At 72.3% G+C, this 15,525-nt stretch carries 13 protein-coding genes; 1 reads left to right on the top strand and 12 read right to left on the bottom strand.

Features of this window, described 5'->3' with window-relative positions; translation table 11 throughout:
- Nucleotides 1-18 precede the first annotated feature (18 nt).
- The 8 genes from NE235_RS17830 to purD form a co-directional block, all read right to left on the bottom strand.
- Entirely contained in the window at nucleotides 19-720 is a 702-nt protein-coding gene (locus tag NE235_RS17830) for a hypothetical protein (protein WP_252804243.1), read from the bottom strand.
- A 3-nt stretch (nucleotides 721-723) separates the two neighbouring features.
- Complete coding sequence (locus NE235_RS17825; RefSeq protein WP_252804241.1) at nucleotides 724-2,322, bottom strand: serine/threonine-protein kinase; 1,599 nt, start codon at nucleotides 2,320-2,322, stop codon at nucleotides 724-726.
- A 302-nt stretch (nucleotides 2,323-2,624) separates the two neighbouring features.
- The gene (locus tag NE235_RS17820; protein WP_252804310.1) at nucleotides 2,625-3,908 is read right to left on the bottom strand and encodes a transcriptional regulator; all 1,284 of its coding nucleotides are present in this window, start codon (nucleotides 3,906-3,908) and stop codon (nucleotides 2,625-2,627) included.
- Nucleotides 3,909-4,374: 466 nt separating this feature from the next.
- A complete protein-coding gene (gene murA / locus NE235_RS17815) occupies nucleotides 4,375-5,664 on the bottom strand; it encodes a UDP-N-acetylglucosamine 1-carboxyvinyltransferase (RefSeq protein WP_252804239.1) in 1,290 nt (429 codons plus the stop codon).
- A 388-nt stretch (nucleotides 5,665-6,052) separates the two neighbouring features.
- Nucleotides 6,053-6,859: an MOSC domain-containing protein gene (locus NE235_RS17810; protein WP_252804237.1), complete on the bottom strand. Its 807-nt coding sequence runs from the start codon at nucleotides 6,857-6,859 to the stop codon at nucleotides 6,053-6,055.
- A 45-nt stretch (nucleotides 6,860-6,904) separates the two neighbouring features.
- A complete protein-coding gene (purB, locus tag NE235_RS17805) occupies nucleotides 6,905-8,215 on the bottom strand; it encodes an adenylosuccinate lyase (protein ID WP_252804234.1) in 1,311 nt (436 codons plus the stop codon).
- 19 nt (nucleotides 8,216-8,234) lie between these two features.
- A complete protein-coding gene (locus NE235_RS17800) occupies nucleotides 8,235-9,488 on the bottom strand; it encodes a glycoside hydrolase family 5 protein (protein WP_252804232.1) in 1,254 nt (417 codons plus the stop codon).
- A gap of 92 nt (nucleotides 9,489-9,580) precedes the next feature.
- Nucleotides 9,581-10,816 carry a phosphoribosylamine--glycine ligase gene (gene purD, locus NE235_RS17795; protein WP_252804230.1) on the bottom strand — a complete coding sequence of 412 codons (1,236 nt, stop codon included), beginning with the start codon at nucleotides 10,814-10,816 and terminating at the stop codon, nucleotides 9,581-9,583.
- A gap of 400 nt (nucleotides 10,817-11,216) precedes the next feature.
- On the opposite strand from purD, the gene corA reads away from it, so the two are divergent.
- Nucleotides 11,217-12,320, top strand: coding sequence for a magnesium/cobalt transporter CorA (corA, locus tag NE235_RS17790; protein WP_425542449.1), 1,104 nt, complete (start codon nucleotides 11,217-11,219; stop codon nucleotides 12,318-12,320).
- A 12-nt stretch (nucleotides 12,321-12,332) separates the two neighbouring features.
- Here corA and NE235_RS17785 read toward each other — a convergent pair whose 3' ends face one another.
- The 4 genes from NE235_RS17785 to NE235_RS17770 form a co-directional block, all read right to left on the bottom strand.
- Nucleotides 12,333-13,157, bottom strand: a complete 825-nt coding sequence (locus NE235_RS17785; protein ID WP_252804226.1) for a glycerophosphodiester phosphodiesterase family protein — start codon at nucleotides 13,155-13,157, stop codon at nucleotides 12,333-12,335.
- A gap of 91 nt (nucleotides 13,158-13,248) precedes the next feature.
- Nucleotides 13,249-14,586, bottom strand: coding sequence for a cytochrome P450 (locus tag NE235_RS17780; RefSeq protein ID WP_252804224.1), 1,338 nt, complete (start codon nucleotides 14,584-14,586; stop codon nucleotides 13,249-13,251).
- Nucleotides 14,576-15,181 carry a GTP-binding protein gene (locus tag NE235_RS17775; RefSeq protein WP_252804222.1) on the bottom strand — a complete coding sequence of 202 codons (606 nt, stop codon included), beginning with the start codon at nucleotides 15,179-15,181 and terminating at the stop codon, nucleotides 14,576-14,578. Before NE235_RS17775 ends, NE235_RS17780 begins: the two co-directional genes overlap by 11 nt.
- Complete coding sequence (locus NE235_RS17770) at nucleotides 15,159-15,509, bottom strand: DUF742 domain-containing protein (protein WP_252804220.1); 351 nt, start codon at nucleotides 15,507-15,509, stop codon at nucleotides 15,159-15,161. Before NE235_RS17770 ends, NE235_RS17775 begins: the two co-directional genes overlap by 23 nt.
- Between the last annotated feature and the right edge of the window lie 16 nt (nucleotides 15,510-15,525).

Below are 15,525 nucleotides of genomic sequence, written 5' to 3'. Positions count from 1 at the left end.
TCGCGCCGGAACGGTCGTTCAGCCGCAGACGTACTCGAAGGCGCCGGAGGCCTGCGGGCCGGTCCCGTCCGACCCGACGATCTCCAGGGTCGCGACCGCGTGCAGGGTCCCCTCGCCCTTCACGGTCCAGCGCAGCGGGACCTGGACCGAGCGCTGCCCCTTGCGCATGCTCTCGGACAGGACTCCGGAGACCTGGCCGTCACTGCGCCGCCAGCGGTACCTGACGTCGCCGTAGCCGCCGTTGGTCCGGATCGTCCCGACGAGTCGTACGGTCGTGTCGCAGGACTGCGTCGTGGCCGGCGCGCTCACGCTCACGCCCGTCACGGCGACCCCGGGACCGCCGCGCAGCAGCCACCACACGATCAGGCCGGCGAGCACCGCGACGCCCAGGGTCAGCAGACCGCCGGCGATCCGGCGCCCGAGCCGCCGGCGCCGTCCGGCCCCGCTCCACCTCTTCGCGACCTCCGCCGGGACGCCCGGCCCGAACCGCAGCGTCGCGGCGTCCCCGGGCCGCGAGGCGCCGGTGTCCCCGGTGTCCCCGAATCCCGGGCCGCGGCCGTCCCGGGACCGCTCCGGCACCGCGTACGGCAGGAGGTCGTCGGATCCGCCGGTCGCCGACGGCAGGGTCTCGTCGGAACCGTGGCCCGTCTCACCCCGGTCGCGCCACGTCTCGCCGACGTCGCGCCGGGTCTCGTCCATGTCGCGCCGGGTCTCGTCCATGGCTCAGTCCCCCACCGCGGGGCACTGCCCCTTTCCACCGGCCGAACGACCGCCCGACGAGGCGTCGGCGGTCACCACCCGGACGCACTGCCCGAGCTCCCGCGTCACCGTCACCTGGTGGCTGCCGGCCCCCTCGACGCTCGCCTCGCCGGACACGGACTGCTCCCCGGAGGCGAAGACCACCGTGACGCCCACGGTCCCGGGGCCGCTGACCGTCACGGTGACGGTCGCCGTCACCACGTAACCCGAGGCCGCGGCGGCGGCGCGGTTCGGGGCGGCGCCGTTCGCGGCGGCGCCGACGGTGACGCCGTCGACGCTGAGGCCCGTGACCGTCGTGGGCGTGCTCTTCACGGGCTTGGGCGTGGGCTTCGGGACGACCACCACCGGCTTGGTCGGGCCCTTCGCCGGAGTGGTCGCGCCGGGGGACGCGGGGGCCGGTGGCGACGTCGTCCCGGATGTGGGCGGCGACGCGGCCGGCGTGGGGCTGTCCGACGGCGTCGGGCTCGGCGACGGCGACTCGGTCTCGCTCGGGGAGGGGTTCGGCTCGGCCACCACGGACGGCGTCGAGGTGGCGGCCGCGCCGACGCCGAGGCGGTGGTGGGAGTCGGCCAGGACGTACGCCCCGCCGCCGCCCGCCACGATCGCGCCCACCGCCATCCCGGCCACGACCATGAGCCGGCTCCTCCCCAGGCGGGTCAGCGCCAGGGCCGTGCCGCCCGCGGTGATCGGCCGGGCGAGCGGGAACAGGTATGCCAGCAGGGCGGCGAGGGCCGCGAGGCGGACCCGGCCCCGCTCCTCCCAGCCCGGGCCGTACCCCGCGAGCGCCGCGTCCTCCAGCTCGGCGAGGAACGCCTCGGCCGACGCCGGCCGGTCGGCCGCGGCCTTGGCGAGGCCGCGCGCGACCAGTCCGCGCAGCTCCGGGGGCACCCGCTCGACCGGGATCGGGTCGAGCCGGTGCGCGGCGGCCAGCGCCCACAGCCCGTCGACGGGGTACGGGCGCTCGCCGGTGAGGCACTCGTAGAACACGCCGGTGGCGGCGTACACGTCGGTGGCCGGCCCGACGGCGCCGGTCGTCCACTGCTCGGGCGCCATGTAGGCGGGCGTGCCGGAGGCGGCGGCGTGCTCGTCCGCGCGGACCGCGATGCCGAAGTCCGCGAGCCGGCTCTCGCCGTCGTCGCCGACGAGGACGTTGGCGGGCTTGTAGTCACGGTGGACGACGCCGGCGGCGTGCGCGGCCGCCAGGCCGCGCAGCGAGCCCTTCAGGACCACCAGGGCGGCCTCCGGGCCCGTGGGGCCCTGGGTCCTCAGGACGTCCTTGAGCGTGACGCCGTCGACGAGCTCCATGACGAAGGCGGCGGTCGCCGGCGTCTCGTAGTACTCGTACAGGCGTACGACGTGGGGATCGGCCAGCTCGGCCATCAGCCGCGCCTCCGCCCGGAACCGGTCGAGGAACTCGGCGTCGGCCCTGAGTTCCTCCGACAGGTACTTGATGGCGGCGGGCGTGCCGGTCGCCTCGTGCACGGCCAGGACGACCGTGCCCGACGCGCCCTGGCCGAGGACGCGGATCTGCCGGTATCCGGGAACCGTTCGGTTTCCGTCCATGACGTTCCTTGGTTCGAACGACGGAGAGCGCCGGGGGCCCGACACTACGTATGCGACGTTCGCCGCCCTCGTGGCGTTGAGGGAACGCGCTGAAGTGGCCGGATTCGGTCATGCCCGAAGGGGCCGCTTGCCCGGGCAGCCCCCGGATCCCGCATCCGGGATCGTCGCGGAGGTCCGCGCCGCGCTGTGGGCCGTCCCGGGACGTCCGGGCGGCCCACCGCGCGACGAAATCGGCTGACAATCCGGCTGACAGATCGGCTGACAGGCCGGCTGACGGAACGGCCGGCGGATCAGCCGGCGGATCAGCCGGTCTTCGGCCCGAGCTTCTCGACGATCAGCCGGTAAAGCTGCCGGGGACGGCCCGGCTGCGGGGTGCGGTTCGGCGGCAGGGGCCAGGCGAGGCCCTCCTCCACCAGCGTCCGCAGCAGCCGCCGGGCCGTGCGCGGGGTGACGCCGAGCATCTTCCCGGCGTTCTCCGCGTCCACAATGAGCGGCTGCCGGCCGTCGGGACCCTCCTCGCCCGGCTGGTCACCGAGCTTGTCGGCCAGGCGGGCGAGGATCTCCAGGCCCTTCGGCTTGGCCGGCGCCGGAGCGCGCGGCGGGGTCCGCGGGGCGGGCACGAGCGCCCGGCCGTCCCGGTCGAGCGCGAAGCCCTGCGCCCGCTGCGACGTCTGCGAGCGGGCCAGCGCCGCCCGCGCGTGCGTCTCCGCCTCCTGGGCGGTACGGCCCATGCCGATGCCGACCTCGACGGCCAGCCCCAGCTCCTCCCGGACCCGCTCGACGAACGGCGGCGTGCGGAACCCCTCGGTCGCGGCCGTGATCGAGCCGCGCGTCGCGGTGACGAGGTAGCTGTGGTCGTCGAGCGGCCAGACGGCGGCGCTCATCCGGTGCGCCTCCTGGAGGAGGAGGCGCTGCAGCGACAGCTTCAGCTCCTCGCGCCAGTAGCGCGGCGTGACGCGCCGCGGCGTCTCGCGCAGCGTGGGAACGTCCACGACCACGACGACGAGCTGGGACTCCTCCAGCCGGTGATGGGCGCCGAGCAGCGCCGAGGTCTGCAGCGCGGACCGGATCGCCGCGCCCGTCGGCCGGATGCGGAGCGTCGGCACGCCGGCCAGTTCGAGCCGCTCCGCCGTCGCGTGCACGCAAGTGAGCGCGACACTTGTGGCGCCGCGGCGCCACAAACGCTCGTGAAAGGCTGCCAGGGTCCCCGGTCCGGCCGCCTCCTCCCGCAAGTGCACGTGCTCGGTGCTGAGATTGATCTCGCCGTACGCCTCTTCGACCTCCGCGCGGCTCAGCACGTCGATGCTGACGCGCGACGGTTCGTGGTTCTCGTCGAGCGCGGCGCGCAGGAGCGCCCCCTGCAGCGCGGCGCCGTTCAGGGGAACGAAGGTCGCCGGCATCGTGAGGACGCCGGCCTTACGCGCGAACTCGTACGGGACCGGGCTGGCGAACAGGCAGACGTCCACCCCCGACCCGAGCCGTACGACCTTGTCCGCGGCCTCCTGCTCGTCGCGGTACGCGGCCGCGACGAGGCGGCTCGGCACCGGAGTGGGGCCGTGGCCCATGAGCATGACCCGCTCGACCAGGTCGTGTGGTCCGACGACGCCGATGGTCAGATCGGGCGTCACCGATCCGCCCCGAGGTCCGCTCATGTCCGCCCCTCCCGGCGCCGTAGCGCCTCCAGGCGGCTTTCGGCCGGTCCCACCCGCCGCGGGTCCTCGCTCGCGGCCGTCGACGCACGGCCCTCACCCAACGCATGACTCATCGCACTGACGCCCCTCATCTGGTCGTCCGCCCCAGCTCCGTGAACTAACACCTCATTGGGCAGATCGCCGGAGGCCCGTGGTATGTGACGCGTCTTAGCGAAATCGGTTAAGAGAGCGTCGAAAAACCACTAGTGGAGAGCGTCCGGTGAGGAGAATATTACTAACCGGTTAGGTCAGTGCGGGTCGGGAATGCTGTGATCATTTTGGTCCGTTACGGTCGTACGCCCCGCCCCGGCCACGGGCCGGAGTTCACACCGGGGCCGGAACGGGGCGTACGCGCCGGAGATCAGACCAGGCGCTCGATGTCCGCGCCCAGGGCGTTCAGCCGCTCCGCGATGTGCGAGTGGCCGCGGTCCAGGTAGTAGCCGTTCGTGATGGTGGTCTCGCCCTCCGCCACGAGGCCCGCGAGCACGAGCGCGCTGCCGGTGCGCAGGTCGTGGGCGACGACCTCGGCCCCGCGCAGCGGCGTCGCGCCGTTGACCTTGGCGCGGTTGCCGTTCACCTCGATGTCGGCGCCCATCCGTACCAGCTCGTCGGCCAGCTTGAACCGGCCGTCGAAGATGCGCTCGTAGATGTAGCTCGGCCCGTCGGCGAGGCAGGACAGCGCCATGATCGGCGACTGGAGGTCGGTGGCGAAGCCGGGGTACTCGTCGGTGATCACGTTGATCGGCCGCAGCGGCCGGTCGCGGCGGACGCGCAGCACGGCGCCCTCCTGCGCGAACTCCACGCCCATCTGCTCCAGCTTGTCGGCGGCGACGCCGAGGTGCTCGAGCGAGGCGCCGACCAGGCTGATCTCGCCGCCCGTCGCGGCGGCCGCCATCACCAGCACGCCCGCGTCGATGCGGTCGGGCATCACCGTGTGCTGGACCGCGGTGAGGCGGTCGACGCCCTCGACGGTGATGAAGCCGGTGCCGCCGCCGGTGATGCGCGCGCCCATCCGCTGCAGGAGCTGGATGACGTCCAGGACCTCGGGCTCGAGGGCGCAGTTCTTGATCAGCGTGGTTCCCTCGGCGAGCGAGGCGGCCATGAGGAGGTTCTCGGTGCCGGTGTGCGACGGCGTGTCGAGGTAGAGCGTGCCGCCCTGCAGCTGCCCGGCCTTGACGTGGATGCTGCCGCGGCCGTCGTCGCTCACCTGCTCGGTGACGGTCGCGCCCATGCGCTTGAAACCGTTGTAGTGGAAGTCGAGGTTGCGGCTGCCGAGGTTGCACCCGCCGACGCCCTCGATCACCGCCTCACCGAGCCGGTGCAGCAGGGCCGGCACGAACAGGAACGAGCCACGGAACCGCGAGGCGATCTCTTCGGGCAGGACCGGGCTGGTCAGCTGCGACGCGTCGATCACCAGGGTGCGCTCGGCCTCGTGCAGCTCGGCCTTCGCGCCGACCGCCTGGGCCAGCTCGACCGCGCGTTTCACGTCCTCGATGATCGGCACGTTCCGGAGGACCGTACGCCCCTCGGCCGCCATCAGGGAGGCGCCGATCATCGGCAGGACGGCGTTCTTGGCGCCCTGGACGAACACGGTGCCGTTCAACTCGGCGCCGCCCCGCACGCGGTAACGGACCTCGTGGCCCAAGCTCATATCGCCGGTGCTCCTTTGGCTGCGGTGAAGTTAGACTGCCCGCTCGGTCGGTCGGCGGGTCACGAGTGCCGCGCGTGTGACACGGGCGGCCCCAGTATTCCATCGGGCGCTCCGTGGCATGACCGAAACTTCCGGTCTGGCGTGGTAGCGCCGATTTGTTAGATGCGGCGGGCCGCAGGTTTGTTGGGGCCTCGCGGACCTCGGCGACCGGGCTGGCCGATGCGTTCAGCGTTTCACTTGTACGAACCTGAGCCATGAGCATACCCACGGGTGCGTGTGGTATCTGCGGCGCGCCGTGCCCGCCGTACGGCGGTGAGGCGGGCGGTGACGCCCGGTGCGGCCGCCGGGCAGCGTGTCCGTTATGGGGACACGACCCGCCCGGCACCGCTCAGTCGCGCCGGGTGGCCTCCACGGCGTCGCCGACGGCGATGGCGCCGAGGGCGCGGGGGACGGCGTTCTGGCCGAAGATGACGCCGCGGTCGCCGTCCGGGAACACCAGGGTCCGGTAGGTCGCCAGGGTGCGCAGCGGCTCCCGGCCCTTGACGGCGGTCTCCTGGTCGGTGGTCGTGATCACGCACCGGGCGCAGGGCTTGACCAGCTCCAGCTCGACCTCGCCGATCCGCAGGGAGCGCACGGAGTCCTCGCCCCACGCGCCGAGGCCCTCCACCACGATGTTGGGCCGGAAGCGGTTCATCGGCAGGGGCTCGTCGAGGCGGGAGTTCAGCTCCGCCAGAGACTCCACTGAGACGATGAGCAGCGGGAACTCGTCGGCGAACCGGACCGTGCCGCCGCCGACCTTGGTCGGGCGCCGGCCGGTGAACCCGACGAGGCGGCACTCGCGGCCGAGCGCGGCGGTGAACCACTCCGCGGCCTCGTCGCCCTGGTCGACGCCCGCACAGGGGTTGCCGTGCACCGTGACGTCCAGCACCGGCCCGTCGGCCGGGACCGCGTGGCCGAGCGGCGCGTCCGGCCCGGTCCCGGCGAAACCCACGGTCAGCTTCACGCCGTCGTACGACGGGCGCAGCAGCGCCATGCGCGGGATCTCCCGCTGCGACAGGTGCCGCCCGTCCGGGCGGATCAGCATGAACGCCCGGTCGTGCTGGAACCCCTCCGGGAGGAGCTCGGCGCGGGTCAGCGGCGTGCCGCCGGCGCTCTTGATGGGATAGACGTTCAGCTCGCGGACGACGGCGGTCATGGCGGAGCTCCCTTCGTACCCCACCATGATCGCATTTCTCCCGCGTCAGCTCAGGGCGGCGAGGCGCTGGAAGACGCCGTCGAGGCGCTCGACGTACCGCTCCGGCCGGCAGACCTCGTCGAGCCGTGCCTCGTCGAGGGTCAGCCCCGCCGCGGCCGCCTGGGTACGCAGAGTCTCGCGGAACGGCGTCCCGGTCTCCCAGGTCTCCATCGCGGCGCGCTGCACGAGGGGGTACGCCTCGTCGTCGCGGGACATCCCGGCGTTGACGAGCTCCAGCAGGACGGTGCTCGTGTAGATCAGCCCGCCGGTCGACTCGAGGTTGGCGCGCATCCGCTCGGCGTCGACGACGAGGCCGGTGACCAGGCGGTGTGTCAGGTTGAGCATGTAGTCGAGCGCGATGGCGGCGTCGGGCAGCGCGATCCGCTCGGTGGAGGAGTGCGAGATGTCCCGCTCGTGCCACAGCGGGATGCCCTCCAGGACCGGGACCACCTGGGCGCGCACGATCCGGGCCATTCCGGCCAGGCGCTCGGAGATGATCGGATTCTTCTTGTGCGGCATCGCGGAGGAGCCCTTCTGGCCCTTCCCGAACGGCTCCCACAGCTCACGGACCTCGGTGCGCTGGCCGTGGCGGACCTCCAGCGCGATCGCCTCGCAGACCGTGGCCATGATCGCGAGCGTGGAGACCCACTCGCTGATGCCGTCGCGGATCACCACCTGGGTGGACACGTCGGCCGGGGTGAGCCCGAGCTCGGCGGCGACGTACCGCTCGACCTCCGGGTCGATGTTGGAGTAGGTGCCGACGGCGCCGGAGATCGCGCAGACCCCGACGGCCGCACGGGCGCGGCGCAGCCGGTCACGGGAGCGCGCCATCGCGAACGCGAAGTCGGCGACCCGGTGCCCCCAGACGTCCGGCTCGCCGTGGATGCCGTGGGTACGGCCGACGCGCAGCGTGTCGCGGTGCGCCAGTCCGTGGTCGCGCAGCGCCGCGACGAGGGCGTCGGCCTTGGCGAGGAGGATGTCGGTCGCCTCGACGAGCTGCACCGCGAGGGCCGTGTCGAGCAGGTCCGAGGACGTCATGCCGAAGTGGACGTACGCCGCGGCCTCGCGGGGCCTGGTGTTGTCGGCCCACGCGGACAGGAACGCGATCACGTCGTGCTGGGTCGTCGCCTCGATCTCGGCGACCCGCTCGGGGGTCGGCGGCGGGGCGGCGCGCACCGGCTCGACGACGTCCGCCGGGACGGTGCCCGCCTTCGCGTGCGCCTCGAGCACCAGGGTCTCGACCCGGCACCACAGTTCGTACTTGTGCGCGTCGCTCCAGACGCGGCCCATCTCCGGAAGGGTGTAGCGCTCGATCACCCTTCCAGTGTCCCAGGGGTCAGAACAGGTAGCTCACCCAGGACCGCCAGTTCTCATTCGCGTCGACCATGCTGAACGGCCCGCTCCCGTTGCCGGAGGAGTACTCCCACCAGGCGTAGTCCAGGCCCTTGGACTTGTAGAGCGCGACCTTGTCCTTGACGTACTGGTCGTGGCCGGTGGCGCCGGCGCCGATGCCGAACTCGCCGATCCAGACCGGCAGGCCCTCCGTCTTGGCCAGGTCGAGCTGGACCTGCAGGTGGGAGGCGAGCCCGGCCTTGTTCGCGGAGTTGTAGCCGGTGGTGCCGTCGGAGGGGTTCGGGACCATGCCCAGGCCGGTGGAGTTGTCGTAGCCGTTCGTGTAGCCGCTCTTGGCGGCCCCGTTGTAGTAGTCGTGGACCGACCAGATGAGGTTGCCGCGGTTCGTCGGCGTGAACGATGAGAACGACGAGGCGGGCACCTTCGAGTCGCCGTACGACGGCTCCAGCATGATGTTCGTGACGCCGTCCTTGGCGCGGATCGCGTTCACGATCTTCGTGTAGTCGGACAGCAGTCGCGCGGACCTCGTGGAGGAGCGGAACGGCTCATTGACCGGGTCGTACGCCGCGATCGCCGGCTCGTCCTGGTACCGGTTGGCGATCGTCTGCAGGAAGCCCAGGCCGTTCTCGACCACCGCGTCCAGGCCCTCGGTCGTGTCGTCGGGCGTGACCTGCGCCCAGCCGGGCACGTGCTCCTGGCCGTCGTTACCGCCGGACATGTGGACGCAGTCGAGGATGACGTAGAGACCGGCGGCCTTCGCCCGCGTGACCGCCGTGGCCAGGGTGGCGAACGCCGTCTCGTTCCACTCGGCCTCGGTCGGCTGGAACATGTCCCAGAACAGGACCATGCGGACCGCGGTGAAGCCCTTGGCCTTGATCGAGTCGTACGTCGACTGCCCCCAGGTGCCCGTGTCGTGGGCGTCCCAGACCGGCTGGATGTTCGGGCCGGTCAGCAGGTGGGTCGTCCCGGCGGAGTCGACGAACGCGTGGGACGAGGTGGCGTGCAGCCGGGTGAGAGCGGCGGCCCGCGCCCTTCCGGTGGCGGCTCGCGCCCTTCCGGTGGCGGCCCGTGCCGTGCCGGTGGCGGCCCGTGCCGTGCCGGTGGCGGCCCGTGCCGTGCCGGTGGCGGTTCGCGGGGCGGTGCCCGGTTCGCGGGCCGGGGTCCCGGCGAGGGCGGTGCCGCAGGTACCGGCCGTCAGGAGGAGCGTGGCCAGGGTGAGTCCGGCTGAACGGCGCATGACAGTCATCCCTTCCGGAGGACCAAGATCAACACCGGACTCTAGATCAACTTCTCCGTTCCGTCAGGAGAGCCGCCACGATGATGAGGACGTCAGACCTTGGCGGCGATGTCCGTGCGGTAGTGCGCGCCGCGCAGCCGGATCCGCTCCGCCGCGGTGTACGCCGCCGCGCGGGCCGCGGCCAGATCCGGGCCGGTGCCGACCACGTCGAGCACCCGCCCACCGGCCGAGACCGGCAGGCCCCGCTCCAGCTTGGTGCCCGCGTGCAGGACGTACGCGCCCTCCACCGCGTCGGCCTCCTCCAGCCCGGCGATGGGGTCGCCGACGGTGGGCCTGCCCGGGTAGTTCTCCGCCGCGACCACGACGGTGACCGCCGCGCCCGGCCGCCATTCCAGCGCCGGGGCCGACCCCAGCCCGCCGACCGCGCACGCCTGCAGCAGCGAACCGAGCGGGGTCGCCAGCCGGTCCAGGACGACCTGGGTCTCCGGGTCGCCGAACCGCGCGTTGAACTCGATCACCCGGACGCCCTTCGACGTCAGCGCGAGCCCGGCGTACAGCACGCCGGTGTACGGGGTCTCGCGGCGCCGCAGCTCGTCGACGGTCGGCTGGATGATCGTCTGCACGACCTCGTCGACCAGGCCCGCCGGCGCCCAGGGCAGCGGCGTGTAGGCGCCCATGCCGCCGGTGTTGGGCCCCTGGTCGTCGTTGTAGGCTCGCTTGAAATCCTGCGCCGGCAGCAGCGGGACGACCGTCGTCCCGTCGGTCAGCGCGAACAGCGAGACCTCCGGGCCGTCGAGGAACTCCTCGATGACGACCCGCTCGCACTGGGCGGCGTGCCGCGCGGCGATCGCACGGTCCTCGGTGACGACGACGCCCTTGCCGGCGGCCAGGCCGTCGTCCTTCACGACGTACGGCGGCCCGAACGCGTCCAGCGCGGCGTTCACGCCGTCGGTGCTCTCACACACCCGGGAGTCGGCGGTCGGGACACCGGCCGCCGCCATGATCTCCTTGGCGAACGCCTTCGAGCCCTCGATCCTCGCCGCGGCGGCGTCGGGGCCGAAGCACAGCAACCCGGCCCGGCGCAGAGCGTCGCCCACACCCGCGACCAGCGGCGCCTCGGGGCCGATCACGACGAGCTGCACCGCCAGGCGCTGCGCGAGCTCGACCACGGCGACCGGATCGGTGGGATCCAGGACATGGTTGTCCGCGAGCGCGCCGGTGCCGGCGTTTCCGGGGGCGCAGTGCAGCGCGGTGACGTCGGGGTCTTGGGCAAGGGAGCGGATCAGCGCGTGTTCGCGCCCGCCCGAGCCGAGAACGAGGACTCGCACGCAGGGAAGCCTACCGAGATCTCCCGTTTCCCGGGCCGGCGAGGGAAGTCGCGGCGCACCCGGGTCTGCGGGCAGGCGAGGGAAGGAGCGGTGGGGCCGCGGCGTTGATCCTCCACGGGACCGGACGCGTGATTTCCGAAATAATCCGGGAAACCTGTGAACCGGCGGGCGCCGCCGGGCGTCCTTATTTCCCGGTGTAACCTCAGAGGCCGCGCTCTGACGCCCCTGACCGAAGGAGGTGGTCGAAATGAGTCCTGGCGATCCTTGCAGTAACGCCGAGCCTCCTCACAGTCCGACCACCTCTACTCGGCGTCCGGCCGCCTCCGGCGCGCGCTCCCCGCTCTGATCTCGGGTCGACGCGCGCCGTCGCGCGTGCGGCCGGGCCAGGGAAGGATCCCTCATGGCCATGACCAGGGTTCGCCCCGGACGCGCGACCCGCGTCCTGTTCAAGCCGCTCGCCCGTCCCGGTCGCATCGCGGCCGGTGAGTCGATCAACCAGCGGTCCGCCCTCATCGACTGGGCGGCGTACGTCGACGGCGAGCGCGTCGGCACCACCAGTCTCGCCGAGGCCGTCGAGCTGGTCCGCGCCCCCGACGACCTTCCGGAGGGCGCCGAGCCGCGCAGCCGCTTCGTCTGGGTCGGGCTGCACGAGCCCGACGCCGCCGAGCTGGAGCGGCTGTCGGAGGTGTTCGGCCTGCACCCGCTCGCCGTGGAGGACGCCGTCCACGCCCACCAGCGGCCGAAGCTCGAACGCTACGACGACGTGCAGTTCGTCGTCATGAAGACGGTCGGATACGTCGAGCGCGGTGGCACGGAGACCGTGCGCACCGGCGAGATCATGATCTTCTGCGGGCCCGACTTCATCGTCACCGTGCGGCACGGTGAGCACGGCGCGCTCGCGCCCGTCCGGCAGCGTCTCGAGGACAACCCCGAGCGGCTGGCCCTCGGCCCCGCCGCCGTCCTGCACGCCATCATCGACCGGGTCGTCGACGACTACATCTGCGTCGGCAACGCCGTCCAGCAGGACATCGACGAGGTCGAGGAGAACGTCTTCTCCGCCGACGCCACCAACCAGGCCGAGCGCATCTACCGGTTGAAGCGCGAGGTCATCCAGCTCAAGCGCGCCGTCGGCCCGCTGTCCGGCCCCCTGCGCAACCTCGCCGCCCGCCGGTTCGTCCCGGCCGAGATCCGGGAGTACTTCCGCGACGTCGACGACCACCTCGCCCGCGTACGCGAGCAGGTCGAGTCCTGCGACGAGCTGCTCACCCCGATCCTTCAGGCGCACCTCACCCAGGTGACCGTCACCGACAACCACGACATGCGCAAGATCTCCGCGTGGGCGGCGATCCTCGCGATGCCCACGGCGATCACCGGGGTGTACGGCATGAACTTCGACCACATGCCGGAGCTGCACTGGAAGTACGGCTACCTGCTCGCCGTGGGCGTCATCGCGGCGGCCTGTTTCGTTCTCTATCGCGGCTTCCGCCGCAACGGCTGGCTCTGACCCGCCGAGCGTTCAGCGGCCCAGCACCGTACGGAGACGGTCGGGGTAGTCGGTGACGATCGCGTCCACGCCGAAGGCGATGAGCCGCCGCATCTCGGCCGGATCGTTGACCGTCCAGGGGACGACCCGCAGGTTACGCGCGTGCGCCGCCGCGACCAGTTCCGGGACGACCATGACCCGCTTCGGGGAGAGCATGGTCGCCCCGGCGTCGGCCGCGGCGGCGATCAGTCCGCCCGCCGGGTCCCGCCCGGCCATCCACGACGCGTCGAGCGTGTCCGGCTCGACCAGCGCGACGCGCTGCCCGCCGGGCAGCAGTTCCCGGGCCACGCCCAGCACCCGCCAGTCGAACGCCAGCAGCCGCACCCGCTCCAGCAGTCCGTACGACTCCAGCACCTTCACGGCCGCGACCGTGATCGTCTCGATGTCCGGCCACGATGGGTCGGTCTTGATCTCGACGGACAGGCGTACGTCGTGCGGGGCGACGAGCTCGCACAGCTCCGCCAGCGTCGGCACCTCCGCGCCGGGGATCGGCGTCTGCGTCGCCTCGAACCGCGTGTTCAGGATCCCCGCGTCGAGCGTCTTGACCTGCGCGAGGGTGAGCTCCCGGATCGGCCGGCCGGCGTAGGGGTAGAGCGGGTCGCCGGGCCGGCACGGCCCCCGGTCCCGTACGGTCCCGGGGTTCAGCGCCTGGTCGTGATGGAGCACCGGAACCCCGTCCGCAGTGAGCGCGACGTCCAGTTCGAGCACGTCGACGCCGAGTTCGAGGGTTCTGGCGAACCCCGCGATGGTGTTCTCCGGCCACAGTCCCCGCGCCCCGCGGTGTCCTTGGATCTCCATCCGTCACAGCGTACGGGCCCGTTCGGCGGCCTTCGTACCGTACGGGGGTCACCCGGGCGTACGGGGCGGGCGGATCAATCCCGGCGGAGGTTCACTCGCCGCGCCACCAGCGGGTCAGGGGGTTGCTGCGCCGGGGACCGGCGTCGAGCAGCGCCGCCGCGAGACCGCCCGCCCGGCCCATCCCCTGGGTGCCGGGGGTCGGACGCGGCGGAATGTGGACGGGCGCGAAGCGCACCGGCAGCGAGACCAGGGCGCGCTGGGCGAACCCGGGCCGCCACTCCAGCCCGCTCGTGGGGACGGCCAGTTCGAGGTCCGGCAGCGCGTCGAGCACCCTCTCAATGGCGATCGAGGCGATCGTTCGCGCCTGGCTCTGCGCCGGGCACTTGTGCGGACCGGCACCCCAGGCCAGGTGGGCGCGGTTGCCCGCCCGGCTCATAGACATGGCAGCCGGGTCGGTGTTGGCGGCCGCGAAGCCGATGACGACCGGCTGGTCCGCCGGCAGCAGGACACCGTGCAGGGCGACGTCCTGCGTGGGGTAGCTGATCGCCCAGTTCGCCACCGGTGGGTCGGCCCATAGGACCTCTTCGAGCGCGTCCTCGACGGGCAGGTTGCCGCCCGACAGGTCACCGGCGAACCGGTCGTCGGACAGCAGCAGGAGGAGCGCGTTGACGATGAGGTTCTGCTCCGTCTCGGTGGCGAGGCCCACGAGCAGGAAGATCTGCTCGATCACCTCCTGGTCGGTGAGCCCGGACGGGTGTTCGATCAGCCAGGACGTCAGGTCCTGGCCGGGCCGGGCGCGCTTGAGCGCGACCAGTTCGGCCACGGCCTTGACCGCGAGCTGGTTGTTGTCTGCCGCGTCGACGTTCTCGACGACACCCCGCATGCCCGTGACGATGCGTTCCCCGATCTCGGGCGGGCAGCCCAGGATCTCGTTGAACACCAGCATGGGCAGCACCAGGGCGTACTCGGCGCGCAGGTCCACCGAGCCCTTCTCGGAGAAGCCTCGCATGAGCGTGTCGACGTTGCGCTCGACGGACTCGCGCACGGTGTTCGGGTCGATCCTGGACAGGCCATCGGCGATGGCCGCGCGCAGCCGGGTGTGCGCCGCGCCGTCCGTCAGGTTGACGGCTGGCCGGTACATCATGAACGGCAGGACCGGGCAGTCGGACGGGACGCTCCGCTGCCACCGGCGGGCGTCCTTCGGGAAGGTGACGGGGTCGCGCAGCACGTCGAGCGCCGCGTTGTACGAGATGACGAGGGACGCCGGAACACCCGGGGCCAGCTCGACGGGGGCCACCGCGCCGTACCGGCGCAGCGCGTCGTAGACCTGCCGGGGGCGGGCGGCGAACTCCGGGCCGTACAGCGGCGTCCGCCCGCCGTGGGCGGGGCATCCGGTGGCGAACGCGTCCCTGCGCGTCTCAGAACTCACGGATGCTCCCGTTCTGCACCGCGATGAGGTACTCGACCAGGGTGATCAGCGCGCGGGTCGAGGACGCGCGGTTCCGGGCGTCACAGAAGATCAGCGGCGTCGAGGGCAGCAGGTCGAGGGCCTCACGCAGCTCCTCCTCCCTGAAGACCGGCGCGCCGTCGAACCGGTTGATGGCGACGGCGTAACGGAGCTTCTGCTCCTCGAGGAAGCTCATGATGTCGAAGGACTGCTCCAGCCGCCGGGTGTCCGCGAGCACGAGGGCGCCGAGGGCGCCGCGCGACAGGTCGTGCCACAGCTGGGTGAACCGGTGCTGCCCCGGGGTGCCGAACAGGTACAGCACGAGTTCTTCGCTCAGCGTCAGCCGGCCGAAGTCCATCGCGACGGTGGTCGTCTCCTTGTCGGGCACTCCGGCGAGGTCGTCGATCAGGGCGCCGGCCTGCGTCATCCGCTCTTCGGTGCGCAGCGGCCGGATCTCCGACAACGTGCCGACCATCGTCGTCTTGCCGACGGCGAAGTGACCGACGATCAGCAGCTTGACCGAGGTCCGTACGGTGTCGCGCACATAAGTGCCGTCAGAGACGAGCGCGGAGTCCATCGAGCACCTCCTGGAGAAGCCGGGTCGAGGTCTCGCCGTCGTCCATGCCGCCGACCCGGGTCACGATGTGGCCGCTGTCCACCAGGTCGGAGAGGAGGACCTTGGTGACGCTGATGGGAAGGGAGAGGTGACCCGCGACCTCGGCCACCGAGAGGGCGCCGCCCCGGCACAGCTCCAGGACCCGGCGTTTCTCCGGGCTGAGGCCGCTCACGTCCGAGCGCGCGGCCATGACGAGCGTGACGAGGTCGAAGATGTTGCGGGTCGGGCGGGCGCGCCCGCCCGTCACCACGTGCGGCCGGACGAGCGCCCGTCCCCGTCGATACGTCATGCGCCCTCCTTCGCCG

This window comes from Actinoallomurus spadix, assembly GCF_024055725.1.
GTDB classification, from domain to species: Bacteria; Actinomycetota; Actinomycetes; order Streptosporangiales; family Streptosporangiaceae; genus Actinoallomurus; species Actinoallomurus spadix.
Note: the sequence above shows the minus strand (reverse complement) of the source record. Positions and strands in the feature narration are given on the sequence as shown.